Here is a 25,778-nt window from a genome sequence, read left to right as displayed (position 1 = left end):
GTCGAGGTGAATTAAATGGAAACAAAGGATCCAAAACATACAAGAGTAGTTGTCGGCATGTCAGGAGGAGTTGATTCCTCCGTAGCAGCTCTTCTCTTAAAACAACAAGGGTATGACGTAATCGGAATTTTTATGAAAAACTGGGACGATACAGATGAAAATGGTGTTTGTACCGCTACCGAAGATTATGATGACGTTATTCGCGTTTGCAATCAAATTGGGATTCCTTACTATGCAGTGAATTTTGAAAAACAATATTGGGACAAGGTTTTCACTTACTTTCTTGAGGAATATAAGGCAGGCAGAACGCCAAATCCCGATGTTATGTGTAATAAGGAGATTAAATTCAAAGCCTTTTTAGAGCACGCGATCAACCTTGGCGCTGATTATGTGGCTACAGGGCACTATGCGCGGGTGGATTACCGTGATGGGGAATATAAAATGCTACGCGGGCTGGATGAAAATAAGGACCAAACTTATTTTCTTAATCAATTATCACAAGAACAGCTCAAGAGGGTTTTATTCCCAATAGGAGAACTGGAGAAATCGAGGGTTCGTGAAATTGCCAGGGAAGCCGAACTTGCGACAGCTGCCAAAAAAGACAGTACCGAAATTTGTTTCATCGGTGAACGAAATTTCAAAGAATTTTTAAGCAATTATCTCCCAGCAAAGAAAGGGAATATGGAAACCTTTGATGGTGAAATAAAGGGTACGCATGAAGGTTTAATGTATCATACAATTGGACAGCGACATGGACTTGGTATTGGCGGTTCAGGTGAGCCTTGGTTTGCGATTGGTAAGGATTTAAAACGTAATGTCCTATATGTCGGACAAGGGTTTCATCATGAAAAGCTTTATTCGGATGCCATTATTGCCAATAAAGTCAGCTGGGTCTCGAATAAAGAAAAACCTGCTGAGTTTGAATGTACCGCAAAATTCCGCTATCGTCAGGAAGATCATAAAGTAACTGTTCGCCTTTTAGATGATGATCAGGTTCAAGTGATTTTTCATGAACCTATTAGGGCAGTAACACCAGGACAATCAGCTGTTTTTTATCAAGGAGAAGAATGTCTTGGCGGTAGTACGATTGATAAAGTATTCAAAAATAGTGAAATGCTAACCTATGTTGGCTAATTTTTAGACCTCGTTTCTGGCGGGGTTTTCTTTATGTTTTAAAAGAAGAACAGGACCGAATATGTTATACTTTCAGGTAGGACGGTGGTATCAATATGGATAAAAACCAATTAGGTGTTCAATATATGCAGGACGGAAAGTTGGAAGAAGCAGCCCAAGCTTTTAATGATGCGATTAGTGAAAATCCTAAAGATCCAGTCGGATATATTAATTTTGGAAATGTACTGGCTGCCGTCGGGGACGAAGAAAAGGCCTTGAAATTTTTCGAACGAGCTCTTTCCCTTGATGAAAAGGCTATTGCCGCTTATTACAGTATTGGAAATCTTCATTACAACAGTGAACGGTTTGACCAGGCAAAAAATATGTTTGAAAAAGCTATGAAAATGGGACTTGAAACAAGTGATAACTTTTTTATGCTAGGGATGTCTCTAATTCAGCTTGAAAAAGGCCGCTTTGCTCTTCCATATTTACAAAGAAGTGTTGAACTTAATTCAAAAGACGTGGAAGCCGTATTTCAATATGGATTGTGTCTTGCCCAGCTTGAGCTGGTTGATGAAGCAATGTCACAGTTTATTAAATGTATTGAATTGGACCAAGCTCATGCGGATGCTTATTATAATTTAGGGGTTGGCTACATTTTAAAAGAGGATACAGCAAAAGCGAAAGAAATGATTAATAAAAGTTTGGAGATTCAGCCAAACCATGAACTTGCCAACACCGTTAAAGGATTATTGGATTTAAACAATTAGTTTTTTTTGAAAGGGGGGAGTTGAATGGAGGTTCAAGATTCACTTGACTTGTTTTCGGAAAAAGAAAAATTCGTTAAGGGAAGGCATCTGGTAACGATTTTTCATAATGAATCGAACTTATACACCGTTTTAAGAATTCGCATTGAAGAGACAAATGAACAGTATGAAGACAAGGAAGCCGTCGTTACTGGCTATTTTCCAAAAATCCATGAACAGGAATCCTATATTTTTTACGGCGCCTTTAAAGAACATCCAAGGTTTGGCATGCAGTTTCATGCCACTCACTTTCGGAAAGACATGCCGCAAACAAAGCAAGGAGTTGCCGCTTACCTTTCAAGTGAAATGTTCAAAGGAATTGGGAAAAAAACTGCTGAGAATATTGTAGAAACACTTGGTGAGAATGCGATTTCTAAAATTCTAAACCAGCCCTCCTTACTTGATACAGTCCCCAAACTCCCTCCCGAAAAAGCAAAATTGCTTTATGATACATTAATGGAACATCAAGGGCTCGAACAGGTAATGATTGCCTTAAACCAATATGGTTTTGGTCCGCAGCTTTCGATGAAGATTTATCAAGCGTATAAAGAAGAAACGCTAAATGTCATTCGAAAAAATCCTTATCAGCTTGTTGAGGATGTTGAAGGGATCGGCTTTGGTCGGGCAGATGAGCTTGGTTATCAGCTAGGGATATCAGGAAATCATCCTGACCGTATCAAAGCAGGATGTCTATATACACTGGAAAATGAAAGCATCCAAAATGGCCATGTTTACATTTTGACTCAGGATTTATTGGAGAAAGTAAAACAACTTCTCGAAGAAAACAATCGGGACCAAATTGAATTTATGGATATTTCGAATGAGGTCATTAAGCTTCAAGAAGAAGGAAAACTGGTTGTTGAGGAAAAAAGAGTTTATCTGCCTTCATTAAATTTTGCCGAAAAAGGCCTTGTCACTCATATTAAACGGATACTTTCCCAAACCGATTATGAGGACCAATTCCCAGAATCAGAGTTTCTCCTTGCCCTTGGAAGCTTGGAGGAAAGATTAGGGGTACAATATGCGCCAACTCAAAAGGATGCCATTCAGACTGCGTTAATGTCACCAATGCTTATTTTAACAGGTGGCCCCGGAACTGGGAAAACAACAGTCATTAAAGGGATTGTTGAGTTATACGCTGAACTGCATGGCTGCTCATTGGATCCGAAAGATTACCATAAAAAAGAACAACCTTTTCCAATTTTACTAGCTGCGCCAACTGGAAGAGCTGCAAAACGGATGAGTGAATCAACTGGATTGCCGGGGGTGACGATTCATCGGTTACTTGGCTTTAATGGGACTGAAGGTTTTGATCATGATGATACTAGTCCTCTTGAAGGTAAGCTTCTGATTGTTGATGAAACTTCAATGGTGGATATCTGGCTCGCCAATCAGTTATTTAAAGCATTACCGGAAAATATTCAAGTGATTCTCGTAGGTGATGAGGACCAATTACCATCCGTTGGACCAGGGCAGGTCCTTAAGGATTTGTTAGCTTCTGAGCGGATTCCAACCGTAAGATTAACAGATATTTATCGGCAGGCGGAGGGGTCATCGATCATCGAACTTGCTCATGAAATAAAAGATGGACATCTGCCCCAAAATATATCAGTGCAGCAGCCTGATCGTTCATTTATAAAATGCTCCACAACACAGCTTTCCCAGGTTGTTGAAAAGGTAGCATTGAATGCGAAGACGAAGGGTTATTCTGTAAAAGATATTCAAGTGCTTGCTCCCATGTACAGGGGGCCTGCTGGGATTGACCGCCTCAACCACTTACTTCAGGAGATTTTTAATCCCAACCCTGATGGAACGAGGAAGGAAATAACCTTTGGTGAAATAAAATATCGAATTGGAGACAAAGTTCTTCAGTTGATAAATCAGCCTGAAAGCAATGTTTTCAATGGTGATATTGGTGAGATTGTATCCATCTTTTATGCCAAGGAAAATACGGAAAAAACAGATATGGTGGTCATCTCCTTTGAAGGTAATGAAGTGACATATACCCGCCAGGATTTAGGCCAAATCACGCTTGCCTATTGCTGTTCTGTTCACAAATCGCAAGGAAGCGAGTTCCCGATTGTTATTCTTCCTGTTTCGCGAAGCTATTATCGAATGTTAAGGCGGAAATTAATTTACACGGCAATTACCAGGAGTAAACAATTTCTGATTTTATGCGGCGAAGAGGATGCCCTAAGGATGGGAGTAGAAAGAGCAGATGAGGAGAATCGGCAAACCACACTTTGCGAAAAACTCCAAGAAGCAATCTTTGTTAAAAGTGATAAACTTAAAGAAGTAGTTTTGCAAGAAGATCTTTCCTATGAAGAAATGCTCATGAGTACAGACCCGATGATTGGTATGGAAAACCTAACGCCTTATGATTTTTGATGAAAAAAGATAAAGGACCCTGCAAGGTCCTTTTTTTTTCCTAGGCTAATAAGAAAGTATAAATTTTCTCCAAAATTTATACTTTCTTATGTCGCACGACGGACAGGATGTCCTAGTCAGGCGAGTGCCACAGGACGTGGCACTCTACGAGCCTGGCAAGTACAACTACGCCTCTGTCTTCGCCCTTAGGGCCTCGCCAATCGTCGAGTTTTCTTTATTATTGGGCTGTTTTTATTTCTTGCATCTTTCGCAATACTAATGGATAAAAATTATTCTTTGCGCTGGCTGTGCCATTACCTCCGAAAAATTCAGTTCCCGGGCAAGTCTTCACATTATAATCTGGGCCGTTGTCTAATACTCTTTCCCCCGTTTTTAAATTCCACCAATGATGATAGGTGATGCTATCTACAGAGGGAGATAGTCCGAATTTAAGGCAAAGCAGTGCAGTGATATACACGATCGTTTCTTTTTGTTCAGCTGTCATGATATCGCGGCCAATATCAAAGTTCCCAATATTTTCAATAGCGATCCCTGTGCTATTCGCCGTTGCCCCTATTGTCCCTTCGGGTGCCATGTCAAAAGGTCTGCAAACTGCTACCTTCCCATCAGGAAAAGTTGTAATATTTTGAGCAATATTCTTCCACCCCATTTTTCTTACATGAAAGGTTTCCATGCCTTTTAACATCATAAAATGATTGGATCCATGAAACTGTTTATATGAAGGTAACCAGGTGTGATGGTGTTGAATTAAAGTTATTTTTCGATGGAATGAATTTTGAAATAACCAATCTTTAAATTCTTCCCTTGTCATTAGGATATACTGTCCTTGACCAACGGCAGCAGCATTTTTAGTGGCTGGAGTTACATTCATTAATGTTAATACAAGTAAACAATAGAAAAACAACCATTTTTTTTTCATTATTTAAATCCTTTCATGGAGATATTCATATTTTGAAGAGCGGCCATGAAAATATTCCAGAAAGGGTTTGGAGGTTAATGGAAAACGTTTGGTAAACGTTACCCCTTATTTTTTATGGAGTTTGGTTGAAACTAAAAATGTTCGGAAAGGTGGGAGACTTCTTTGCGGACATATTCATTATTAAAAGGTATGCCAATATATAACGTAAGAAGCGGTAAGAAAATAGGAGATGTTTGTGACCTATCTATTTCTGATAATGGAAAGGTAACGGGATTGTTGGTGAAAAAAGGCGTCTTCTTCAAGCAGACATATTTTTTGGCTATCGATAAGGTCTCCTCTTTTGGCTGGGATGGCGTCATGATCGAGAGTTCCGAGCAGCTCGAAAAGCTAAAATCTACTCCTGAAAATACAATTTCCCATCAAAGTCCCTTGTATGGAAAGATGATGCTTTCCAAAAGCGGTGACTCTCTTGGGTTACTAAAAGACGTATATTTTCAAGAAGAAGTGGGCACCATTGTAGGGTATGAGGTTACGGATGGTTTCTTTACGGATATCACAGAAGGTAAACAAGTGATTGAAACTTATTTACCCCCTGCAATCGGAAAAGATGCCATTATCGTAGACGTAAACGATACGTGAGGTGTCTTTTTTATGTTAAAGTGTCCAAATTGCGGGAGTAAGGATATTGGCAAAATTGGTATCAATCAATTCTATTGCTGGACTTGCTTTATTGAGCTAACGGTTGCAAAGGGAATCATTCATACCCACCAGGTAGAAGAGGATGGCTCATTAAGCTCGCTTGATGATTTGTTTGCAGAAGAGGATCGCCGTTACACCAGTTAAAAGAGGTGAGGCGAATGGGCAGGATGTTAACAACTGCACTTGCATTTGGAGCAGGTGTAGCAGCATATAATATTGCTCAAAGGACAAATATGATGTCGAGCAAACAAATGCGGCAAATGCAAAAGAAGGTAAAACGAATTTTCACATAAGATAACAGGCAGTCCTATACACCCCCCTCTGATTTTGAGGTGGGTGTATATTTTTTACCCAGTTCTCCCAAAATAACAAAACTAAGGGAGGAATTGCGATGGATATAAGAGTAAAATGGTTTTACCGCATTGGATTTCTTCTCCTATTCCTTATTTCAATTTATGTATTATTAAAAATTCGCTTTTTTTGGATGCCGATCCTCGAAGTCATAGCGATTATTTTACTCCCATTTTTCATTGCCGGGTTCATTACATATTTACTGCATCCCATTGTGGAAAAGCTCTATGAGAAGGGGCTTAAACGTGGTATGGCCATTCTATTGATTTATTTTTTATTTTTTGGCGGGGTAGGCTTTTCTTTATATAAGGGTATTCCTGCTTTTATAGCGCAGCTTAAGGATTTGGCAGAAAGTGCTCCGATATTGGCTGAACAATATAAGAGTTGGATTAAAATACTCCAGGAACATACATCGAAGTGGCCTGATGGAATTCAGGTTAAAGTGAACGATGGTATTACTGCGTTTGAAAAAAGGCTTGATACATTTTTAACTGTTCTGGTAGAATTTTTACTTAATTTTTTAAATTTCGCAATCGTGATTATGGTTATTCCTTTTATTGTTTTTTATATGTTAAGAGATTTTCCAGTCATTAAAAGAGCGGTCTGGTATTTGACCCCGAAGAGTTGGAGACAGCAAGGTATTCATTTTCTTCGTGATGTAGATGAATCACTTGGAAGCTATATCAGGGGCCAGATCCTTGTCTGTATCGTGATTGGCGGCATGTCGGCAATCGCTTTTTGGATTTTTCATCTAAAGTATGCATTGCTGCTCGGAATCATTATTGGGGTGACAGATGTTATTCCTTATTTTGGGGCAATCATTGGGGCTCTTCCTGCAGTTATTATTGCAGCAACCGTTTCAATAAAATTAGTCATTATCACGATTGCTACCATCGTTGTCCTCCAATTTCTTGAAGGGAATATCCTTTCGCCCTACATCGTTGGGAAAACTCTCCACATGCATCCGCTGCTCATTATGCTTGCCATTACGGCGGGGGAGAGATTGGCGGGATTATTGGCCTCATATTTGCTGTGCCAATTTTAGTCATCCTCCGAGTAGCTTTATCACATGCGAAAAACCACTTTATTAGGGCAAGAGCAAAGCAGTCTTCTTCTTAATTGGCCGAAATGTTGACAAACACATGTTAGGTGGCTATAATTCGGCTATAGAACTGAAATAATGTAAAGTGTAGAAGGATCGAGTATGTTATAGTCCATCTGTAACACGGATGTGTGTAAGAGAGGAACTTCCCGGCTGAAAGAAGTTCTAGATGAAGAATAACGGAAAGCTAATCCTGAGTGCAGCTAATCACTGCCGCTTCAGCCACGTTATGGCTTTTTTGAGAGATGGGTATGTATTTACCCATAATCAGGGTGGTACCGCGAGATAAGCTCCTCGTCCCTGTTAGGGATGAGGGCTTTTTTTTGTGTTCTTCAAACAATGAAGGGAAGGCACTGTGGTGCTTGTTGCCTGTCAAATATATAAGGAGGCTCTTTTTAATGAAAAATCTGACTGGATCACAAATTCGCAGAATGTTTTTAGACTTTTTTAAGGAAAAAGGTCATGCTATTGAACCGAGTGCGTCACTTGTTCCACATGATGACCCATCATTATTGTGGATTAACAGTGGTGTGGCAACGTTAAAGAAATATTTTGACGGACGTGTCACGCCAGAAAATCCACGAATAACGAATGCCCAAAAGTCTATTCGTACAAACGATATTGAAAACGTCGGAAAAACAGCTCGTCACCATACGTTTTTTGAGATGCTTGGTAACTTCTCGATTGGTGATTACTTTAAAGAAGAAGCAATTGAGTGGGCATGGGAATTTCTAACGGACGAAAAATGGATTGGCTTTGAAAAAGAGCTTTTATCGGTTACGATTCATCCGGAAGACCAAGAGGCTTTTGAATACTGGAATAAAACCATTGGAATACCTGAGGAAAGAATTATCCGCTTAGAAGGGAACTTCTGGGATATCGGCGAAGGTCCAAGTGGTCCAAACACTGAAATATTTTATGACCGCGGATCAGAATATGGAGATGACCCTGAGGATTCTGAGCTATATCCAGGCGGTGAAAATGATCGTTACCTTGAGGTATGGAACCTTGTATTCTCACAATTCAACCATAACCCTGATGGAACATATACTCCACTACCAAGAAAGAACATTGATACTGGAATGGGCTTAGAAAGAATGGCATCCGTTGTTCAAAATGTTCCAACCAATTTTGATACAGACTTGTTTATCCCAATCATTCGGGCAACAGAACAAATTTCCGGTGAAAAGTATGGAGTGGATAAGGAAATAGATGTTGCTTTTAAGGTAATTGCTGACCATATTCGGACAGTGGCTTTTGCTGTAGGCGATGGGGCATTGCCATCAAACGAAGGCCGCGGCTATGTACTGCGCCGCTTGCTGCGCCGTGCTGTCCGCTATGCGAAACAGATTAATATTAATCGTCCGTTTATGTACGAGTTAGTTCCTGTTGTCGGTGAGATCATGGTTGATTTTTACCCTGAAGTAAAAGAAAAAGCTGACTTTATCGAAAAGGTGATCCGAAACGAAGAAGAACGCTTCCATGAAACTCTCCACGAAGGATTATCGATATTAGCAGGGGTAATCAAGAAAGAGAAGGATAAGGGAAGTAACACGATTGCTGGAACTGATGTCTTCCGCTTGTATGACACCTATGGTTTCCCTGTTGAATTGACAGAGGAATATGCAGAAGAAGAAGGAATGAAGATTGATCATGCTGGTTTTGAGGCAGAAATGGAGCTTCAGCGTGAACGTGCTCGGGCTGCTCGTCAGGATGTAGAGTCCATGCATGTTCAAGGCGGTGTCCTCGGAGATATTAAAGTTGAAAGTGAATTCGTAGGATATGACCAGCTTGAAACCTCTTCAACAGTATTAGCAATTATTAAAAATGGTCAGTTAGTAAATGAAGCAGGCAGCGGGGAAGAAATTCAATTCATTCTCGATAAAACTCCTTTTTATGCTGAGAGCGGTGGTCAGATTGCCGATTATGGTCTTTTAGAAAAGGCTGGACTAATGGTTGCTGTTAAAGACGTTCAAAAAGCACCAAATGGACAAAACCTTCATAAAGCGGTGGTTGAAGCAGGGACATTAAAAACAAATGATCAAGTAACGGCTAAGGTTGATGCGGCAAACCGTGTAAAAATAATTAAAAACCACACTGCCACACACTTATTGCAAAAAGCTTTAAAAACTGTCCTTGGAGAGCATGTAAATCAAGCAGGGTCTCTTGTTGAACCAGAGCGGCTGCGTTTTGACTTCTCACATTTCGGTCAAGTTAAACCAGAAGAGCTTGAACAGGTAGAAAAAATAGTCAACGAACAAATTTGGAAAAACATTGAGGTTGATATTACCTACAAAGCAATCGCAGAAGCAAAACAAATGGGTGCAATGGCCTTATTTGGTGAAAAATATGGTGATATCGTTCGCGTTGTTCAAGTTGGTGATTTTAGTCTTGAATTATGTGGCGGTTGCCATGTTCCTAACACATCTGTCATTGGATTATTTAAAATCGTTTCTGAGAGCGGAATTGGTGCTGGTACAAGAAGGATTGAAGCAGTAACGGGAGAAGCAGCCTATCATTTATTAAATGAGCAGGTTGGATTGTTAAGGGATGCAGCAGAAAAATTAAAGTCAAATCCAAAAGATATCGTTAGCCGAATTGATGGTTTGATGACCGAAATCAAACAACTGCAGCGTGAAAATGAATCATTATCTGCCAAGTTAGGGAATATTGAAGCAGGGAACCTATTAGAAAATGTAAAAGAAATAAACGGTGTAAAAGTTTTAGCTGCCAAGGTTCAAGCAGTAGATATGAATAACTTAAGAAATATGGCAGATGATATTAAGCAAAAATTGGGTTCAGCCATTATTGTCTTAGGAAGTCCAAGTGAAGGAAAAGTTAACTTAATTGCAGCAGTAACAAAAGATTTAAATGAAAAAGGATATCATGCTGGTAAATTAATTAAAGAGGTTGCAGCTATTTGCGGCGGCGGCGGCGGCGGTCGCCCTGATATGGCGCAGGCAGGCGGTAAAAACCCTGAAAAACTTGACCAAGCCATTCAAATTGTCGAAGAGTGGGTAAAATCCATTTGATAAAAGCTTGAAGTAGTGTAAAATGTAGGTAACTATTACTCTTCTTTAAAAATGCGAGGTGTATGAAATGAGCTCATTTGATAAAACAATGAGATTTAATTTTCCTGAGGAACCAATAGAACAAAATGTAAATGAAGTTCTGTTTCAAGTATACGAAGCCTTGCAGGAAAAAGGGTATCATCCGATCAATCAGATCGTTGGTTATCTATTATCTGGAGACCCTGCATATATTCCGCATCACCGGGATGCCCGTAACATTATTCGGAAACTCGAACGTGATGAAATTATTGAAGAATTGGTAAAGTCCTACCTAAAACAACAACGAGAGGGCTAAATGAATGCGCACGATGGGATTGGATGTCGGCTCGAAAACAGTCGGAGTTGCAGTAAGTGATGAGCTTGGCTGGACAGCACAAGGGTTGAAGACTCTCAAAATCAATGAAGAAAAAAATGAGTTTGGTTTTGATGAACTTGGAGAAATAATAAAAGAGTATGATGTCGGGCTTGTTGTAGTCGGATTTCCAAAAAATATGAACGGAACAATTGGTCCACGTGGCCAGGCTAGCCAGCAATACGCCAGCGAGATCGAAAACAGATTTACTCTTCCTACGGTTTTGTGGGACGAGCGTTTAACCACTATGGCTGCCGAGCGAGTTTTGCTTGAAGCCGATGTAAGCCGAAAAAAGCGGAAGAAAGTCATTGATAAAATGGCTGCGATGATGATTTTACAAGGCTATCTTGATAGCCAAAATTAATGAGGTGAAATAATGAACCACGATGAAAAGCATATTACAGTTGTAGATGAAGAAGGCAACGAACAGCTATGTGAAGTTCTTTTTACATTTGATTCTGATGAATTTGGAAAGTCCTATGTACTTTACTATCCACTTGGTGCAGAGGAAGATGACGAAGAGGATATTGAAATTCACGCTTCCGCGTTTATTCCAAAAGAAGATGGTGAGGACGGCGAATTAATGCCAATCGAAACCGATGAAGAATGGGATATGATCGAAGAGGTTTTAAACACGTTCCTTGACGAAGAGGAAGATGGAGAATAATGAACATCCAAAAACCTGCCAATGGTCGGTTTTTTATTATTTTTTCATGCGTGAGGAAGTTGTAACAGAAAGTTCAGAAATGTGTATACAATAAAATCGTTGAATTAGGTAAAATTTAGTTGTAAGAATTTTTTTCCTTTTCAGAAAGGAGGAACAAAGGGGATCGGTTGTTTTTAAGAGAAAGACTTTATAACAAGGGGTAACCAGTTTTGTTTTCATCATTGCGAATCCAATTCTCCTGTTGTATTTGAATTCAAAGTATGGGAGGAAATTAAAATGGAATTATTAAATGTTCAACTTGAATCGCAAACGAATTTGAAAACAATGAAAGCACTCGTCTACCGTGGACCTGGGAAAAAAGAATGGACCGATGTGCCAAAACCAGCTATCGAGAAACCAACAGATGCTATAATAAAAATCGTTAAAACTACCATATGCGGATCAGATCTCCATATACTTAAAGGGGATGTTCCAGCTGTTACCGATGGACGAATTCTCGGGCATGAGGGCGTAGGGATTATCGAAGAAATAGGTTCAGGTGTACAAAATTTTAAGGTAGGAGATAAGGTATTAATATCCTGTATCACCTCTTGCGGAAAATGTGATAATTGTAAAAAAGGTTTATATGCCCACTGTGAGGATGGCGGCTGGATTCTTGGCCATCTTATTGATGGGACTCAAGCGGAATACGTACGTATTCCATATGCAGATACAAGCCTTTATCCGGTTCCTTCTAGTGTTGATGATGAAGCAATGGTGATGTTAAGCGACATTCTCCCGACAGGATTTGAGATTGGGGTACTTAATGGAAGAGTAAAACCTGGAGATACGATTGCGATCATAGGGGCTGGCCCAGTAGGTTTGTCGGCATTATTAACGTCTCAGTTTTATTCTCCTGCTGAAATAATCATGGTTGACTTAGATGATAATCGCTTAGAAATAGCGAAGCAATTTGGTGCAACTAAGGTAGTTAACAGTTCAGATGGAAAGGCAATTCAAAGTGTCTTTTCTTTAACAGATGGTGGTAAAGGTGTGGATGTTGCCATTGAAGCAGTAGGAATTCCTGCCACTTTTGACATCTGCCAAGAAATTATTAAACCAGGTGGAAATATAGCTAATATTGGTGTTCATGGAAAAAGTGTTGAATTCCATATTGAAAAGTTATGGATCCACAATATTACTTTAACAACAGGACTTGTTAGTACAAATTCAACACCTATGCTGTTAAAATCAGTTGTTTCCAATAAATTAGAGCCTCAGAAATTAATCACGCACCGTTTTCCTCTAGATGACATAATGAAAGGGTATGACGTTTTTGCAAATGCAGCAAAAGAACAAGCAATTAAAGTAATATTCTCGAATGATTAATAGCTTGTGTTATAGCTTTTTCGATAAACTATTGAACCTCAGATGAAATGATTCCAAAGAAAATAAAAGTGGGAAGGCAGCTTATGTTAGCTGTCTTTTTTTCGGCTTCAATTGACAATTTTCGTCATATATGCTCAAATTACTACGAGGTCCATTTGCATTGCAAATGGCTTTTTTAAAGTATTAGATAGCTTTTTATTCGGGAGGGAAATGTTGGTGTCGGGAGTCGATAAAAAAACAAAAAAAAGGAATCTGCCAAAAATTTTAGGTGAACAGGGGAAAATAAGAGTATGGCGGCTTATAACCATTGCAATTGTCTTGATTGTTCTCGCTACTCTAGGCGGAGGGTATTTTTACATAACATCTGCACTAAATCCAGTATCACCTAAAAGCAACGAGCAAAAAGTAATTGAAATCCCATCAGGATCAACGGTAACAAAGATCTCTGACATTTTACAATCCAAAGGTATAATAAAAGACGCTCGTGTTTTTAGGTATTACGTGAAATTTAAAAAAGAGGCAGGCTTTATGGCTGGCTCGTATCAACTCAGTCCATCCATGACTGTTTCACAGGTCATTAAACGCTTGAAATCGGGTAAAGTTGCTCCAGTAATTACAATCACTATCCCTGAAGGAAAACAGTTAAAAGAAATATCCCAAATTATTGCGAATGCTCTCCATAAGCCTGAAAGTGATGTTCTTAGTCGATTGAATGATCGAACGTACGTTCAAAAACTTATCGCAAAATATCCGAAGTTATTATCAAATGAAATCCTAAATAGCAATATCATGTATCCGCTTGAGGGTTACTTATTTCCTGCCACATATCCATTTTATAAGTCCAATCCCTCAATTGATGAAGTTATCAATATAATGCTCGAAAAATCAAATGAAGTCTTAGCACCATACCAGGATCAGCTCAAACAAAAAAAGCTAACTATCCATCAGGTATTAACAATGGCCTCATTAATTGAACAAGAAGCTACCGAAAAAGCAGATCGAAATAAAATTTCAAGTGTATTCTATAATAGACTGCAAAAGGGCATGCCATTGCAAACTGATCCAACTGTGCTCTATGCCGAGGGCAAGCATAAAGACAGAGTTTTATATTCAGATTTAGAAGTTAATTCACCATATAACACCTACAAAAACATTGGTTTGCCGCCAGGGCCAATTTCAAATGCTGGGAAGGTCTCAATCGAGGCTGCACTAAATCCGGAGCAAACTGATTATTATTACTTTTTAGCCACAGCCGATGGAAGTGTTATTTTTTCAAAAACACTGGATGAACATAATCAAGAAAAAGCAAAGTATATTTCTAGTGGGAATTAACGGAAAGATTCGCATTCCTAAATGATTTATGTTAAAATAGTTCAAGTGTTTATAAAGAAGCTATAGCGTACCCCACAGTTTTGCTTGGATTTGGGATTTAATCCCTAAAGTATAACATGGTGAACAACCAGTTATGCTCTAGCTTTTCTGTGAACGCTATTTTTTCATGTCTAAAGTGCATTATAAAATGCCATAATGCATTTATAAACTTATACAACCCATTTTTCATAAGAATAAACTTCATAAAGCGGAATGTCTGCCTCGGAAATTCACCCAAAAGGCCGTTTTCGCTTTTCAAGTAGGATAGAGGTGAAGCAGCTTGTTAAATGAGAAGCTGCATTCTTATATTGAAGGTCTTGTTCCCGACCGAGACTCGCTTGTTTTAGAAATGGAGAACTATGCAAAAGAGCATCATGTCCCCATTATGGAACTCGCAGGTATTGAAGCGATGCTGCAAATATTGCGTATTCAAAGTCCCAAAAGGATTTTGGAGATCGGGGCAGCAATTGGCTATTCTGCACTTAGAATGGCTCAATCGGTTAAAGAGGTAAAGATTATTACAATTGAACGGGATCCAGAACGTTATCAACAGGCAGAAAAATTTCTCGAACGTTCAGAAGCTGCTGAGCAAATTATCTTGATTAAAGGTGATGCCTTAGAGGTTGAAAGTCAGATTAGCGATTTGGGACCATTTGATGCTATTTTTATCGACGCAGCAAAAGGACAATATAAGAAGTTTTTCGAGCTTTATTCCAAGTATTTGAGCGACAAGGGGATTATCATTACTGACAATGTTTTATTTAAGGGACTTGTTTGTGAGACGGAGATCGAATCAAAGCGAACTCGAAATCTTGTCAAGAAGATAGATGGATTTAATCAGTGGTTGATGAGTAACCCACTATATCACACGATTATTTTACCTGTTGGGGATGGGGTTGCGATTAGTAAAAAAAGGGGTGAAAAAAGTGAGTAAAACAGAAATTTTGGTAACACCATATAAAGTCGATGATATCCTGCCATTAATAGAAGCTGGCGCAGATGCGTTTGTAGTTGGAGAAGAGCGTTATGGTCTGCGCCTTGCAGGTGAGTTTAATCGTGAGGACGTCAAAAAAGCAATTGAGCTTGCCCATTCGAAGGGGAAAAAAGTGTATGTTGCGATGAATGCAATTTTTCACAATGAAAAACTGGAAGAATTGAAAGATTATCTTCGGTTTACAGTGGAAGCAAATGCTGACGCAGTTATTTTTGGAGACCCTGCAGTTTTACTATCAGCACGTGAGGCTGCACCAGAAATGAAGCTGCATTGGAGCACCGAAACTTTAGGGACCAATTGGTATTCCGTCAATTATTGGGGGAGAAAAGGAGCAAAACGTGCAGTCCTTGCCCGAGAAATCAATATGGATGCTATTGTTGAAATAGCTGAAAAGTCGGAAGTTGAAATAGAAGTGCTCGTACATGGAATGACCTGTATGTTCCAATCTAAACGTTCATTGCTTGGAAATTACTTTGAGTATCAAGGCAAAGAGATGGAGATTGAGAACCGTAAAACGCAAAAAAATATGTTTTTACATGATAAGGAACGCGGAAATAAATATCCGATTTTTGAAGATGAAAATGGGACTCATATTATGAGCCCGAATGATGTTTGTATCATTGATGAGCTCCAGGATATGTTAGAAGCCGGTGTTGATTCATTTAAAATTGATGGGATTTTAAAGGATATAGAATATCTAATTGCTGTTACTGAAATCTATCGGAAAGCTATTGACTTATATTTTGAGGACCCGGATTTGTACGAAGATGAAAAAGCCGACCTATTAACGAAGCTGGAAGAAATTCAACCAGCCAACCGTTCATTCGATACAGGATTTTATTTTAAGGAAACAGTTTATTAATAAATGATAGGAGGTATTTAACCGTGAGTGTTGTGAAAGAGACTATATCTGAAGTTGTGAATGGAAAACGGGTGATCGTTAAGAAACCGGAACTTCTGGCACCTGCAGGGAATCTTGAGAAGTTAAAAATTGCTATTCACTATGGCGCAGATGCTGTATTTCTTGGCGGTCAAGAATATGGACTCCGTTCAAATGCAGACAACTTTACTTTCGAAGAAATGAAAGAAGGAGTAGAGTTTGCCAAAGAATACGGTGCGAAGATTTATGTGACAACCAATATTTTTGCTCATAATGAAAATATTGAAGGATTAGAGGAGTATCTAAAAGGATTAAAAAATGCTGGAATTGCCGGTATTATCGTGGCAGATCCTCTGATTATCGAAACATGTAAACGAATTGCACCAGAAATTGAGATCCACATTAGTACTCAGCAATCAATCACCAACTGGCAGACAGTTCAGTTTTGGAAAGAAGAAGGTGCGGAACGGGTAGTGTTGGCCCGTGAAACAAGTGCGGAAGATATCCGTGAAATGAAGGAAAAAGTTGATATCGAAATTGAAACGTTCATCCATGGTGCCATGTGTATTGCCTATTCTGGACGTTGTACATTGAGTAACCATATGACAGCAAGAGACTCCAACCGCGGCGGCTGTTGCCAATCATGCCGTTGGGATTATGATTTGTATCAATTAAATGAAAGTGATGAAAAAGCGCTTTTTGCAGAAAACGACGCTTCATTTGCCATGAGCCCTAAGGATCTTAATTTACTGCAATCCATTCCAAAAATGATTGAGATAGGAATTGACAGTTTAAAAATCGAAGGGCGCATGAAGTCCATTCATTATATTGCAACCGTCGTTAGTGTTTACCGAAAAGTCATTGATGCCTACTGTGCCGACCCTGACAACTTTGTGATCAAACAGGAATGGCTGGATGAGCTTGATAAATGTGCAAATCGTGAAACAGCTTCTGCATTTTTTGAAGGTGTTCCGGGGTATAAAGAGCAAATGTTTGGCAATCATAGCAAGAAGACAAGCTATGAATTTGTTGGACTTGTGTTAGATTATAATGAGGACACACAAATGGTTACACTACAGCAGCGTAACCACTTTAAACCAGGAGACGAAGTTGAATTTTTCGGACCAGAAATAACCGAAAACTTTACACATGTGATCGATAAAATCTGGGATGAAAAAGGTGTAGAGCTTGATGCGGCTCGTCATCCCCTCCAAATTGTTCAATTTCAATTGGACAGACCGGTTTACCCTAACAACATGATGCGAAAGGGGAACTAGCTTCATGCACAAGCCTGTTGTTATTGGTGTAACAGGTGGTTCAGGTTCGGGAAAAACAAGTGTAACGAAAGCCATTTATGAGAGCTTTAAGGGGCATTCGATTTTAATCCTTGAACAGGACTACTATTATAAGGATCAAAGCCACCTTCCGTTTGAAGAAAGGCTCAAGACAAATTACGACCATCCGCTTGCGTTTGATAATGATTTGTTAATTCAACATGTTGGACAGCTTTTACGTTATGAATCGATTAATAAGCCTGTATATGATTATTCTTTGCATACTCGTTCAAATGAAATCATTGAGGTCGGGCCCAAGGACGTCATTATACTCGAGGGAATCCTTGTCCTGGAAGATGAACGCTTGCGCAATTTAATGGATATCAAGCTTTATGTTGATACAGATGCAGATTTAAGAATTATTCGCCGTTTAATGCGTGATCTTAAGGAACGCGGGCGATCGATTGATTCTGTCATTGATCAATATGTTAATGTTGTGAGGCCAATGCATAATCAATTTATTGAACCGACGAAAAGATATGCTGACATTATCGTCCCAGAAGGCGGACATAATCATGTAGCAATTGATTTAATGGTTACTAAAATAAAAACAATTCTTGAACAAAAGTCAGTTTTATGACACAATAGCATAGAAAAATATATTTTATGGTTGATTCCTGCGCTTTCACAAGAGAACGCGCTGCTATATATTTTTTTGTCTTAAGGACATTTATCTGTACATATATTAAATACACAATTCTAATGGGTATTTGTGACGACTAGAAGGAGTGAATAGTTTGGCTACCGAAAAAGTATTTCCAATGACACTAGCAGGAAAAGAGAAGCTTGCACAAGAGCTTGAATATTTGAAAACGGTTAAAAGAAAAGAAGTCGTTGAACGGATTAAAATTGCAAGAAGTTTTGGTGATTTATCCGAGAACTCTGAGTATGATTCTGCAAAAGAAGAGCAGGCATTTGTTGAAGGACGTATTACGACGATTGAAAATATGATTCGTAATGCAAAAATTATTGAAGAGGGAGAAATAGCAAGCGATACTGTTTCCTTAGGAAGATCTGTAACATTCATTGAACTACCTGATGGCGAAGAGGAAACATACTCAATTGTTGGAAGTGCAGAGGCTGACCCATTTGAAGGTAAAATCTCAAACGATTCACCAATTGCCAAAAGCTTGATTGGCAAAAAGGTGGGGGACCAGGTAACAGTGCAAACCCCTGGCGGCGAAATGAATGTTCGAATCGTTTCAATTAAATAAATTAACCTTGGTTTATATTCTTGTTTGAAAAGAGAACACCTCGTCAAAACTTTTGATGAGGTGTTTTTTTATGCGAAAAAGACGGATAATCGGCTGGTTGTTGTTTTGCAGCTTTTGTTTAGGTGTATTATTAGTCAGATTAATGGAGATTCAGCTTTTTAGAACCGAAACTTTTTCAAAACATCATATTAATTTATTAGAGGAAAGTGTTAAACAAAGATCGCAGGAATTAGTCATTGATAATGGCAGGGGGAATTTTCATGATCGGAATGGCAGCCCGTTAGTAAGTAAAAAAATATCGGTATTAGTTATGTTCCCCTTTTTAAAAAAGATGGAATGGGATATAGAAAAAGTAGCGGATATTTTAAAAATTCCAAGTCCACTGATCAAATCAAAGGTTGACCAGGCAAAAAAGCCATTTGTCTTTGCAGCGGAGCAATCTCCACTGGAGCTTTCACCGAAGCAGGCAGAGGGAATCAATGCTTTGCAGATCCCTGGTGTATTCGCAATCGAAAAGTCCTTTGAGCGGAGTATTTTCCCCGCCGAACAGCTAATCGGCATTGTCGGTGAAAACCCTCGAGAATTGGAAAGAAGATATCCTAATAAAAAACTCCCTGAGAAAACGTTGATCGGCATTTCAGGACTTGAACAAAGTTTTGATGAGTTTCTTCTTCCAGACGGTAAATCAAAGCTGATTTATCATGTGGACGGAACAGGTGCTTCTTTATATGGGACAGATGTCCGTTATGTTGACCCAGCTAATCCTTTCTATCCCGTCAATGTTAGAACCACGATTGACAAAGAAATTCAAGAGCAGACAGAAAACCTCGTTGATTCTTTTAAAATAAAAAAAGGCGGACTTATTCTCCTTAATTTAACGGATAACAGCATTTTAGCCATGGTCTCTCGACCTGCTGTTGTGAAAACAGATCCCTATCAACAAAGCGGAATCACCAATATGATGGTAAAGCAGCAAATTATCGGATCTATCTTTAAAACCGTTACAGCTGCTGCTGCGATCGATTATAACCTTGTAACGCCATCCAGATTGTTTGATTGCAGTAAAAAGATTAATGGCGAACCAGAGCTGGTTTACAATTATGGAATGCTTAATTTCTCAGATAGCTTTGCCAGAAGCTGTAATCATACGTTTGGACAGTTAGCTCAGGAGTTAAAGAATATTGATCCCAAGATTTTAGATAATTACGCACATAAGCTGTCTTTAATCGGACCTGTTGGCTGGGAGGGAAGCGTTTTTCACATAAACCATTTTAAACAAATAAGTGATGAAGAATTTGGGAGAGTCTTTTTAAAAAGCTCGGCACAAACTGATGCTAACTTTGCTTCACAGTCGGGGATCGGCCAGCATGAGGTCAGAACTACTCCTTTGGCAGTTGCTAATATGATGGCCACAATTGCAAAGGGTGGGAAAAAGGAAATGGTCAGGGCAGTCACAAAGATTGAATATAAAAATGGGTCTACGATGATCGATTTTCCTGAAAAAAACATGCCAGGTGAGTCCATATCCCCGTTCATCGCCATGAGACTTCAGAAGCTATTAAGAGAGGTCGTAGTGAATGAAAATGGAACAGGCAGGTGGTTTCAAAATCTTCCTTATGAGGTAGCAGGAAAGTCAGGGACGGCTGAAACTGGAAAATTTGAGAAAGGACTGCAGCTTCATAATAAATGGTTCGCTGGTTACTTCCCATACCATCAACCAAAATATGCACTTGTTGCTGTAAATTTGGATGTGCTCGACAATGAACCAGGGGTTAATCAATTATTTGCTGAAGTTGTTAAAATGCTTTATAGATATGACAAAAAAAGATGAATTTATCCAAAATATGTAAAAATATGATAAAATGCTTCAAGTTTTCATCCACTCGTGGTAGAATGTTGACATCCTTGTTATTGGGAGAGTGGAAATTTTGAAGAATGATTTTCAAGGTAGTTCTCGTGCAGGCTACCGAGCAAAAAGAAAGAAAACAAATGTAATATTGAACGGTTTAATTGTGGTTGTACTTTTACTGATCGTGTTTGTTGCTTACTCGATCTTTCTATCAGGCAATGACAAAACTGCAGCAAAAAAAGATGTTCAAACAACTGCAGCCAATAAAGCAACTGAAAAAAAATCAGCTAATAAAACAAAAACTGATACATCGTCTGATACCAAAAATACTTCAACGAAGAATTCATCAAAAGCAAATAATGATCAAGTTGAGGGGGACCAAGCGAATACGGCAGCATCCTCATCGACTTCAAAGGATAATCAAACAAATTCAGATCAACAACAAACGGTTAACAGTCCAGATGCAAATACGACTGCACCTGCAAGCAGCACTCAGCATGTGACAAGTTATGATTCTAATTCTCAGGACTGGCAGCAGATGTTACAGACAATGTCATCCGCTGCTGGAATTGACCAGGGGAATATGACGGTTTGGTTTTTAGGAAGCGATAAAAGTACACCAGGCGGTTCTGTAGGGACAATTTCAGCAAAAGATAATAAAGGGCAAAAATTTCGTGTTTATCTGCAATGGGATGGCCAAGGATATAAAGCTACTAAAGTTGAACCGGCGCAATAACAAAGAATGGGATGGCAGACAAAGCCATCCTATTTCTTTCTCTTAAAATGAACAACTGCAGTAAAATACGTTTGCCCGTTTTCATTCACATGCATCTGATGGGATACAGAGTGAACGGATAGTAAAATGGCTTTATTTATGTCAATTTGAGCAGCAATTTTTTTCTCAAGACTTCTAAGGTCGCCAGCATCAAAAAATTCAATTTTATCTTCGATCAAATCAAATTCAATATTCATTATTATTTACTCCTTTTTGTATTTTGACATTTCCTTCATTGTATTTCTTTCTATCACCTCTAGCAATCCATTTCCATAAGTTAATTTTCATGAACATGGCTAAAATGATAAAATAAAAACTGAAATCCATGTACAGAAAAAGAAAGAGGTAAAAACATGAAAATCGCAATCATTGGAGCAATGGAAGAAGAGGTTACGTTATTACGAGATCATATTGAGGGAAATTCACAAGAAACAATCGCTGGTTGTGAGTTTACTTTTGGAAAAATGAACGGTGCGGAAGTAATTTTACTTAAATCAGGAATTGGTAAAGTAAATGCGGCTATGTCAACTTCGATTCTTCTTGAAAAATATAAGCCGGATTTGATTATTAATACTGGTTCTGCAGGTGGCTTTAATCCTTCTTTGAATGTTGGAGACATCGTTATTTCAACTGAAGTACGCCATCATGATGTCGATGTGACAGCATTTAATTATGAGTATGGGCAGGTTCCCCAGCTTCCAGCAGCATTTGTAGCTGATGAAGGGTTAATTCTAAAGGCAGAAAAAGCTGCCGAGGAAATTGAGGGAGTACATACGGTAAAAGGGTTAATAGCTACAGGAGACTCTTTTATGAGTGACTCTAAGAAGGTTGACTTTGTTCGAACGAAATTTCAAAATGTACAAGCAGTTGAAATGGAAGCTGCCGCAATTGCTCAAGTTGCCTTTCAATTTAAAATACCTTTTGTCGTTATTCGCTCATTATCGGATATTGCAGGAAAGGAATCGGATATTTCCTTTGAGCAATTTTTAGAAAAAGCTGCGCTTCATTCCGCAACATTGGTGATGAAGATGGTTGCTGCTTTAAGCTAATGGTTTGAAATGACCGTCCAGCTAGACTATGCTGGGCGGTTTCTATTATTTACATGGATATTTGCCACTATTTCTATGCTAAAGTAGTTTAGTAGAAGTTTAAGAAAGCAGGTGGCATATGAAAAACCAAGCAAAGCAGCTTTACGAAAAAATGGTTGATTTAAAGCGGTTCGCTGTTATTCTGTTGGCTGCAGGTGTATTTTTCTATTTAGGTGTGATTATTCCATCCGACACAAAGAATACGATGGATGTAAATATAATGATCATTGCATCAACAGCTTTTATAGCTGTTTCACTATTATTATTTATTAACGAAAAACTTTGCCGCGAAAAACTTCTAGCAATGGAAGAAAGCAATGAAATTTTGAAAAAGTAAGCATTCACTGGAATGCTTCAGATTGTCGAGAAGGGTATTCTCTCGGCAATTTTTTATTTATAGTTTTTGAGGGCTCCTGTAAATGGGCCTGTTGATTTCCTCTCCGGGCACTCGCTTTCCGCGGGGAGGTGTCCTGGAGCCTCCTCGGCGCTATGGCGCCTGTGGGGTCTCCAGTGACCTCTTGATCCCGCTGGAGTCGAGTGCCCTCCGCTCCAATCAACAGGGAGACAAATTGACCTAAAGTGTAGCAACACTTTTTTTGGAAATTGTCTACGGTTATCGATTTTCCCTATTGGTTTGTAATTAGATCTTCGGACACAAGAAGCTAAAATTACCACGGTTGTGTCCGAAGTCACGGCAACTTCGGACAAAGGAAGGCAAAATTATCACAGGTCTGTCCGAAATCACGGTATCTTCGGACATAGTAAAGCAAAATTACCAAAAGTGTGTCCGAAGCCCTGATATATTCATGCAAATTAGGTTTCTCGACACTTTTAAGCATTCACCAGAATGCTTATTTTTTTACCCATTTTTTCCAAATATGGTTTACAAATGTGAATGCAGTGGATATAATTACCATAGTTAGTTAATAATCCCCAAGGAGGTCGAATCGTAATGAATTTCACATATTTGCCGATGTTTACAACTGGATTTAATACAAAATTTAATCATACATTCGACCACAATAGGCTGGGAAACTAATTTTTTTCCATTTATTTAAGATATCCATGCCGCAGGTAGAATGTCTCTTGCGGTATTTTTATGCCTTAAAACAACGCCGCAAGATGATTCTGCTTGCGGTTTTTTATTTGGATAGTTTATCAAAAAAGGGAGGTGAAAAATCATGACTCTTAACATCTTATTTTTAACGATTACAATCAAAAAGAGAAAACAAAGCAGAGAGGAAGCAAATCATCAGGAAATAGTTAATCAGTTATATGAAAAACATAAAGATCGACAAATATCCAATATTTTATAAAGAAAAACAAAAAATAGAAAATGAGGTGGTTTTTATGAAATTGTTTTTACTTGAAGGCCTAGATGTAACGTTTTGGATTATGAAGGATAGTACTTAGCGACTAAAATACAAAAATGTGAACAAAATATTCACATTTTTGTAAATAAGTATCGTAAAATTAGGGTAAATTCACTTTATAGAAAATGTCAGAGACCTAAGGGGTGTGGAGGAATATGTTATTATTAGTTTGTATGTCCTTTATCATTACTGGGGCAATTGGGATTGTGATTGCAGTAGAGGTAGGTTCAGAAAGCTAAGAACAAGAATCTTAAGCATTGACCAATGGTCAATGCTTTTTTTTGCCCGAGGCATAACAGAAGTATAGTATAATCTTCTTACCAACGTGTTTGAGGAGTGACCAAGATTGAAAAAGATTTTATTAGTTGATGATGAGGTAAGAATGCTTGACTTATTAGCACTATATTTGAGCCCAAAAGGGTATGCATGTATAAAAATGTCTTCAGCAGCCGATGCGATCCACTACCTTGAGACGGAATCAGTTGATTTAATCATTCTAGATGTTATGATGCCTGATATGGACGGTTGGGATGCTTGCAAGGAAATACGGAAGAAATATAACGTCCCAATTATAATGTTGACAGCAAGGAACGATAAAATTGATGTTGTCAAAGGTTTAAAGCTTGGTGCTGACGATTATATATCAAAACCATTTGACGAAGAAGAATTAACAGCCAGGATTGAAGCGGTTTTACGGAGAAATATGGGGGAAAATGATAAAATCGAATTTAAAGGTCTAGTCTTAAATATTGATTCATTTGAATTGTTGTACAGTCATAAGCCAGTTCCATTAACGCCAAAGGAATTTTCACTCTTAAGGGTTTTTCTCCAAAATCGGAACAAGGTTTTTACAAGAGAACATCTTTTATCTTCTGTTTGGGGATATTCAGTGGCAACCGAAGACAGGACAATTGATTCACATGTTCGGAATTTAAGAGAAAAACTTCGCAAAATCGGTTTTCCAGTTGATGATTATTTGACAACAGTCTGGGGACTGGGGTATAAGTGGCTGGAATAGGATGGGGTTCCATTTTCAAAAAGGACTTAGTTTCAGGGGGAGAAAATGTTCGTAAAAAAGAAAGTTTTACTTTCAATTTTCATTAGCATTTTGTTAATAACTGCAGGATGTTCAAGTCAAGCTGAAAATAATAAAAAATCCAAACAAGACCAAAACCAAGCAAAAACAGCTGTACGGTTTCAAATTGTTCCTGCAAAGAATCAAAAGATTAGTCAAATTCGCGGAATCGGTTATCCGGGAAATGATGATGCTCTTTATGTAGCTACAAATGATGGAATCAAATTTTATAAGAATTCAAAGTGGTTAGAAACAACTGCCAATAAACATAATCTAATGAGCTTTCAGGCACTAAATACCGGATTCTTAACAAGCGGGCATCCACAAAAGGGGACAAGTTTAAAAGACCCATTGGGAATCGTCGAAAGCACGGATCAAGGAAAGTCATTACAAGAATTAGGGTTCTATGGAAAAGGGAATTTCCATTTCTTATCAGCGAGTTTTTTTGGAAATGGAATGTATTTAATTATGGAACAGCCAACAGATACACTTGATCCAGGTGTTTACTTTTCAAAAAGTAATAGCGGGGAAAATTGGATTAAAAGTAAGTTGGTCGGTTTCACTGCAGACTCATTAGGAATGATGGTGGTTCATCCTAAAAATGGAAATATCATGGCCATGTCTACAAAAACTGGTATTTATTATTCGGAGAATTATTCGAATACAATGAATGCCATTACCGGCCCGATTATGGTCACTGCCTTAACCTTTAAGGGCGATAATATTTTATATTCAAGTGTAGAGGAACAAAAGATTTTAATGAAAGAAATAAATCCGAAAACAGGAGAAGTGAAGGATGTTGTTATTCCCTTTCTTGATTATGATAATCCAGTAACGTATATAACAACGGATCCAAAAAATGAAAAAAGATTAGCCTTTGCAACCTATAAGAATGACTTATATGAGTCTATAGATGGCGGGAAAAGCTGGGAAAATAGATTGACAGATGGAAAAATAGAGCAGGAATGATCCCCTGCTCTATTTTGTAA

General features: G+C 38.5%; 27 protein-coding genes. 25 read left to right on the top strand and 2 right to left on the bottom strand.

The features are described from left to right. Positions 1–15 precede the first annotated feature (15 nt). The 3 genes from mnmA to RCG17_RS05710 all read left to right on the top strand — a co-directional run bounded on the left by mnmA (position 16) and on the right by RCG17_RS05710 (position 4,307). Complete coding sequence (gene mnmA, locus RCG17_RS05720; RefSeq protein ID WP_308174284.1) at positions 16–1,134, top strand: tRNA 2-thiouridine(34) synthase MnmA; 1,119 nt, start codon at positions 16–18, stop codon at positions 1,132–1,134. Positions 1,135–1,229: 95 nt separating this feature from the next. Continuing rightward, complete coding sequence (locus RCG17_RS05715) at positions 1,230–1,883, top strand: tetratricopeptide repeat protein (protein ID WP_308174283.1); 654 nt, start codon at positions 1,230–1,232, stop codon at positions 1,881–1,883. 24 nt (positions 1,884–1,907) lie between these two features. Then, on the top strand, positions 1,908–4,307 hold the full coding sequence (locus RCG17_RS05710; RefSeq protein ID WP_308174282.1) for an SF1B family DNA helicase RecD2: 2,400 nt from the start codon (positions 1,908–1,910) through the stop codon (positions 4,305–4,307). 217 nt (positions 4,308–4,524) lie between these two features. Here RCG17_RS05710 and RCG17_RS05705 read toward each other — a convergent pair whose 3' ends face one another. Further along, positions 4,525–5,226 carry a peptidoglycan recognition protein family protein gene (locus RCG17_RS05705; protein WP_308174281.1) on the bottom strand — a complete coding sequence of 234 codons (702 nt, stop codon included), beginning with the start codon at positions 5,224–5,226 and terminating at the stop codon, positions 4,525–4,527. 162 nt (positions 5,227–5,388) lie between these two features. Between RCG17_RS05705 and RCG17_RS05700 the strand changes: the two genes are divergently transcribed. The 17 genes from RCG17_RS05700 (at position 5,389) to RCG17_RS05620 (ending at position 21,214) form a co-directional block, all read left to right on the top strand. Further along, on the top strand, positions 5,389–5,865 hold the full coding sequence (locus RCG17_RS05700; RefSeq protein ID WP_308174280.1) for a PRC-barrel domain-containing protein: 477 nt from the start codon (positions 5,389–5,391) through the stop codon (positions 5,863–5,865). Positions 5,866–5,877: 12 nt separating this feature from the next. Then, entirely contained in the window at positions 5,878–6,069 is a 192-nt protein-coding gene (locus RCG17_RS05695) for a hypothetical protein (RefSeq protein ID WP_308174279.1), read from the top strand. A 14-nt stretch (positions 6,070–6,083) separates the two neighbouring features. Next, positions 6,084–6,218 (top strand): YrzQ family protein, encoded by a 135-nt coding sequence (locus RCG17_RS05690; RefSeq protein ID WP_308174278.1) that lies wholly within the window; start codon positions 6,084–6,086, stop codon positions 6,216–6,218. A 98-nt stretch (positions 6,219–6,316) separates the two neighbouring features. Beyond that, positions 6,317–7,321 (top strand): AI-2E family transporter, encoded by a 1,005-nt coding sequence (locus RCG17_RS05685; protein WP_308174277.1) that lies wholly within the window; start codon positions 6,317–6,319, stop codon positions 7,319–7,321. 455 nt (positions 7,322–7,776) lie between these two features. Beyond that, positions 7,777–10,410 (top strand): alanine--tRNA ligase, encoded by a 2,634-nt coding sequence (alaS, locus tag RCG17_RS05680; protein ID WP_308174276.1) that lies wholly within the window; start codon positions 7,777–7,779, stop codon positions 10,408–10,410. Between the two features lie 67 nt (positions 10,411–10,477). After that, positions 10,478–10,744 carry an IreB family regulatory phosphoprotein gene (locus RCG17_RS05675; RefSeq protein WP_308174275.1) on the top strand — a complete coding sequence of 89 codons (267 nt, stop codon included), beginning with the start codon at positions 10,478–10,480 and terminating at the stop codon, positions 10,742–10,744. Between the two features lie 4 nt (positions 10,745–10,748). Continuing rightward, on the top strand, positions 10,749–11,165 hold the full coding sequence (gene ruvX / locus RCG17_RS05670; RefSeq protein ID WP_308174274.1) for a Holliday junction resolvase RuvX: 417 nt from the start codon (positions 10,749–10,751) through the stop codon (positions 11,163–11,165). Positions 11,166–11,177: 12 nt separating this feature from the next. Next, positions 11,178–11,468, top strand: coding sequence for a DUF1292 domain-containing protein (locus RCG17_RS05665; RefSeq protein WP_308174273.1), 291 nt, complete (start codon positions 11,178–11,180; stop codon positions 11,466–11,468). Between the two features lie 324 nt (positions 11,469–11,792). Beyond that, positions 11,793–12,836, top strand: a complete 1,044-nt coding sequence (locus RCG17_RS05660) for a zinc-dependent alcohol dehydrogenase family protein (protein ID WP_308175773.1) — start codon at positions 11,793–11,795, stop codon at positions 12,834–12,836. Positions 12,837–13,052: 216 nt separating this feature from the next. Next, on the top strand, positions 13,053–14,168 hold the full coding sequence (gene mltG, locus RCG17_RS05655; RefSeq protein WP_308174272.1) for an endolytic transglycosylase MltG: 1,116 nt from the start codon (positions 13,053–13,055) through the stop codon (positions 14,166–14,168). A 319-nt stretch (positions 14,169–14,487) separates the two neighbouring features. Further along, on the top strand, positions 14,488–15,141 hold the full coding sequence (locus RCG17_RS05650; protein WP_308174271.1) for an O-methyltransferase: 654 nt from the start codon (positions 14,488–14,490) through the stop codon (positions 15,139–15,141). Next, positions 15,134–16,063, top strand: coding sequence for a peptidase U32 family protein (locus RCG17_RS05645; protein ID WP_308174270.1), 930 nt, complete (start codon positions 15,134–15,136; stop codon positions 16,061–16,063). The genes RCG17_RS05650 and RCG17_RS05645 overlap by 8 nt, the downstream gene beginning before the upstream one ends. A 23-nt stretch (positions 16,064–16,086) precedes the next feature. After that, the gene (locus RCG17_RS05640; protein ID WP_308174269.1) at positions 16,087–17,358 is read left to right on the top strand and encodes a peptidase U32 family protein; all 1,272 of its coding nucleotides are present in this window, start codon (positions 16,087–16,089) and stop codon (positions 17,356–17,358) included. A 4-nt stretch (positions 17,359–17,362) separates the two neighbouring features. After that, complete coding sequence (gene udk / locus RCG17_RS05635) at positions 17,363–17,995, top strand: uridine kinase (RefSeq protein WP_308174268.1); 633 nt, start codon at positions 17,363–17,365, stop codon at positions 17,993–17,995. 157 nt (positions 17,996–18,152) lie between these two features. After that, positions 18,153–18,629 carry a transcription elongation factor GreA gene (greA, locus tag RCG17_RS05630; RefSeq protein WP_308174267.1) on the top strand — a complete coding sequence of 159 codons (477 nt, stop codon included), beginning with the start codon at positions 18,153–18,155 and terminating at the stop codon, positions 18,627–18,629. Between the two features lie 70 nt (positions 18,630–18,699). Beyond that, the gene (locus tag RCG17_RS05625) at positions 18,700–20,460 is read left to right on the top strand and encodes a peptidoglycan D,D-transpeptidase FtsI family protein (RefSeq protein WP_308174266.1); all 1,761 of its coding nucleotides are present in this window, start codon (positions 18,700–18,702) and stop codon (positions 20,458–20,460) included. Positions 20,461–20,557: 97 nt separating this feature from the next. Continuing rightward, on the top strand, positions 20,558–21,214 hold the full coding sequence (locus RCG17_RS05620) for a YrrS family protein (protein ID WP_308174265.1): 657 nt from the start codon (positions 20,558–20,560) through the stop codon (positions 21,212–21,214). A 29-nt stretch (positions 21,215–21,243) separates the two neighbouring features. Here the strand turns inward: RCG17_RS05620 and RCG17_RS05615 are convergent, their stop codons facing one another. Continuing rightward, positions 21,244–21,450 (bottom strand): DUF2536 family protein, encoded by a 207-nt coding sequence (locus RCG17_RS05615; protein WP_308174264.1) that lies wholly within the window; start codon positions 21,448–21,450, stop codon positions 21,244–21,246. A gap of 156 nt (positions 21,451–21,606) precedes the next feature. Here RCG17_RS05615 and mtnN point away from each other — a divergent pair, with 156 nt between their 5' ends. The 5 genes from mtnN to RCG17_RS05590 all read left to right on the top strand — a co-directional run bounded on the left by mtnN (position 21,607) and on the right by RCG17_RS05590 (position 25,758). Further along, positions 21,607–22,302, top strand: a complete 696-nt coding sequence (mtnN, locus tag RCG17_RS05610) for a 5'-methylthioadenosine/S-adenosylhomocysteine nucleosidase (RefSeq protein WP_308174263.1) — start codon at positions 21,607–21,609, stop codon at positions 22,300–22,302. A gap of 118 nt (positions 22,303–22,420) precedes the next feature. After that, complete coding sequence (locus RCG17_RS05605) at positions 22,421–22,678, top strand: YrhC family protein (RefSeq protein ID WP_308174262.1); 258 nt, start codon at positions 22,421–22,423, stop codon at positions 22,676–22,678. An 844-nt stretch (positions 22,679–23,522) separates the two neighbouring features. Next, positions 23,523–23,657, top strand: a complete 135-nt coding sequence (locus RCG17_RS05600) for a YrzI family small protein (protein WP_308174261.1) — start codon at positions 23,523–23,525, stop codon at positions 23,655–23,657. Between the two features lie 403 nt (positions 23,658–24,060). Further along, positions 24,061–24,732, top strand: coding sequence for a response regulator transcription factor (locus tag RCG17_RS05595; RefSeq protein ID WP_308174260.1), 672 nt, complete (start codon positions 24,061–24,063; stop codon positions 24,730–24,732). A 45-nt stretch (positions 24,733–24,777) separates the two neighbouring features. After that, positions 24,778–25,758, top strand: a complete 981-nt coding sequence (locus RCG17_RS05590) for a F510_1955 family glycosylhydrolase (protein ID WP_308174259.1) — start codon at positions 24,778–24,780, stop codon at positions 25,756–25,758. The last annotated feature ends 20 nt before the right edge of the window (positions 25,759–25,778 follow it).

The organism is Neobacillus sp. PS3-12, from assembly GCF_030915385.1.
In the GTDB taxonomy this organism is placed as follows: domain Bacteria; phylum Bacillota; class Bacilli; order Bacillales; family Cytobacillaceae; genus JAEVLT01.
This window is presented reverse-complemented; position numbering and strand designations above follow the sequence as displayed.

Excerpts from the sequence above, each read along its gene's own strand:
- RCG17_RS05625 (WP_308174266.1), top strand. The coding sequence starts at position 18,700 with ATGCGAAAAAGACGGATAATCGGCTGGTTGTTGTTTTGCAGCTTTTGT.
- RCG17_RS05660 (WP_308175773.1), top strand. The coding sequence starts at position 11,793 with ATGAAAGCACTCGTCTACCGTGGACCTGGGAAAAAAGAATGGACCGAT.
- RCG17_RS05685 (WP_308174277.1), top strand. The coding sequence starts at position 6,317 with ATGGATATAAGAGTAAAATGGTTTTACCGCATTGGATTTCTTCTCCTA.
- RCG17_RS05715 (WP_308174283.1), top strand. The coding sequence starts at position 1,230 with ATGGATAAAAACCAATTAGGTGTTCAATATATGCAGGACGGAAAGTTG.
- RCG17_RS05615 (WP_308174264.1), bottom strand. The coding sequence starts at position 21,450 with ATGAATATTGAATTTGATTTGATCGAAGATAAAATTGAATTTTTTGAT.
- RCG17_RS05665 (WP_308174273.1), top strand. The coding sequence starts at position 11,178 with ATGAACCACGATGAAAAGCATATTACAGTTGTAGATGAAGAAGGCAAC.
- mnmA (WP_308174284.1), top strand. The coding sequence starts at position 16 with ATGGAAACAAAGGATCCAAAACATACAAGAGTAGTTGTCGGCATGTCA.
- RCG17_RS05690 (WP_308174278.1), top strand. The coding sequence starts at position 6,084 with ATGGGCAGGATGTTAACAACTGCACTTGCATTTGGAGCAGGTGTAGCA.
- RCG17_RS05710 (WP_308174282.1), top strand. The coding sequence starts at position 1,908 with ATGGAGGTTCAAGATTCACTTGACTTGTTTTCGGAAAAAGAAAAATTC.
- RCG17_RS05705 (WP_308174281.1), bottom strand. The coding sequence starts at position 5,226 with ATGAAAAAAAAATGGTTGTTTTTCTATTGTTTACTTGTATTAACATTA.
- alaS (WP_308174276.1), top strand. The coding sequence starts at position 7,777 with ATGAAAAATCTGACTGGATCACAAATTCGCAGAATGTTTTTAGACTTT.
- RCG17_RS05605 (WP_308174262.1), top strand. The coding sequence starts at position 22,421 with ATGAAAAACCAAGCAAAGCAGCTTTACGAAAAAATGGTTGATTTAAAG.
- ruvX (WP_308174274.1), top strand. The coding sequence starts at position 10,749 with ATGCGCACGATGGGATTGGATGTCGGCTCGAAAACAGTCGGAGTTGCA.
- mtnN (WP_308174263.1), top strand. The coding sequence starts at position 21,607 with ATGAAAATCGCAATCATTGGAGCAATGGAAGAAGAGGTTACGTTATTA.
- RCG17_RS05590 (WP_308174259.1), top strand. The coding sequence starts at position 24,778 with ATGTTCGTAAAAAAGAAAGTTTTACTTTCAATTTTCATTAGCATTTTG.
- udk (WP_308174268.1), top strand. The coding sequence starts at position 17,363 with ATGCACAAGCCTGTTGTTATTGGTGTAACAGGTGGTTCAGGTTCGGGA.
- RCG17_RS05600 (WP_308174261.1), top strand. The coding sequence starts at position 23,523 with ATGACTCTTAACATCTTATTTTTAACGATTACAATCAAAAAGAGAAAA.
- RCG17_RS05675 (WP_308174275.1), top strand. The coding sequence starts at position 10,478 with ATGAGCTCATTTGATAAAACAATGAGATTTAATTTTCCTGAGGAACCA.
- RCG17_RS05695 (WP_308174279.1), top strand. The coding sequence starts at position 5,878 with ATGTTAAAGTGTCCAAATTGCGGGAGTAAGGATATTGGCAAAATTGGT.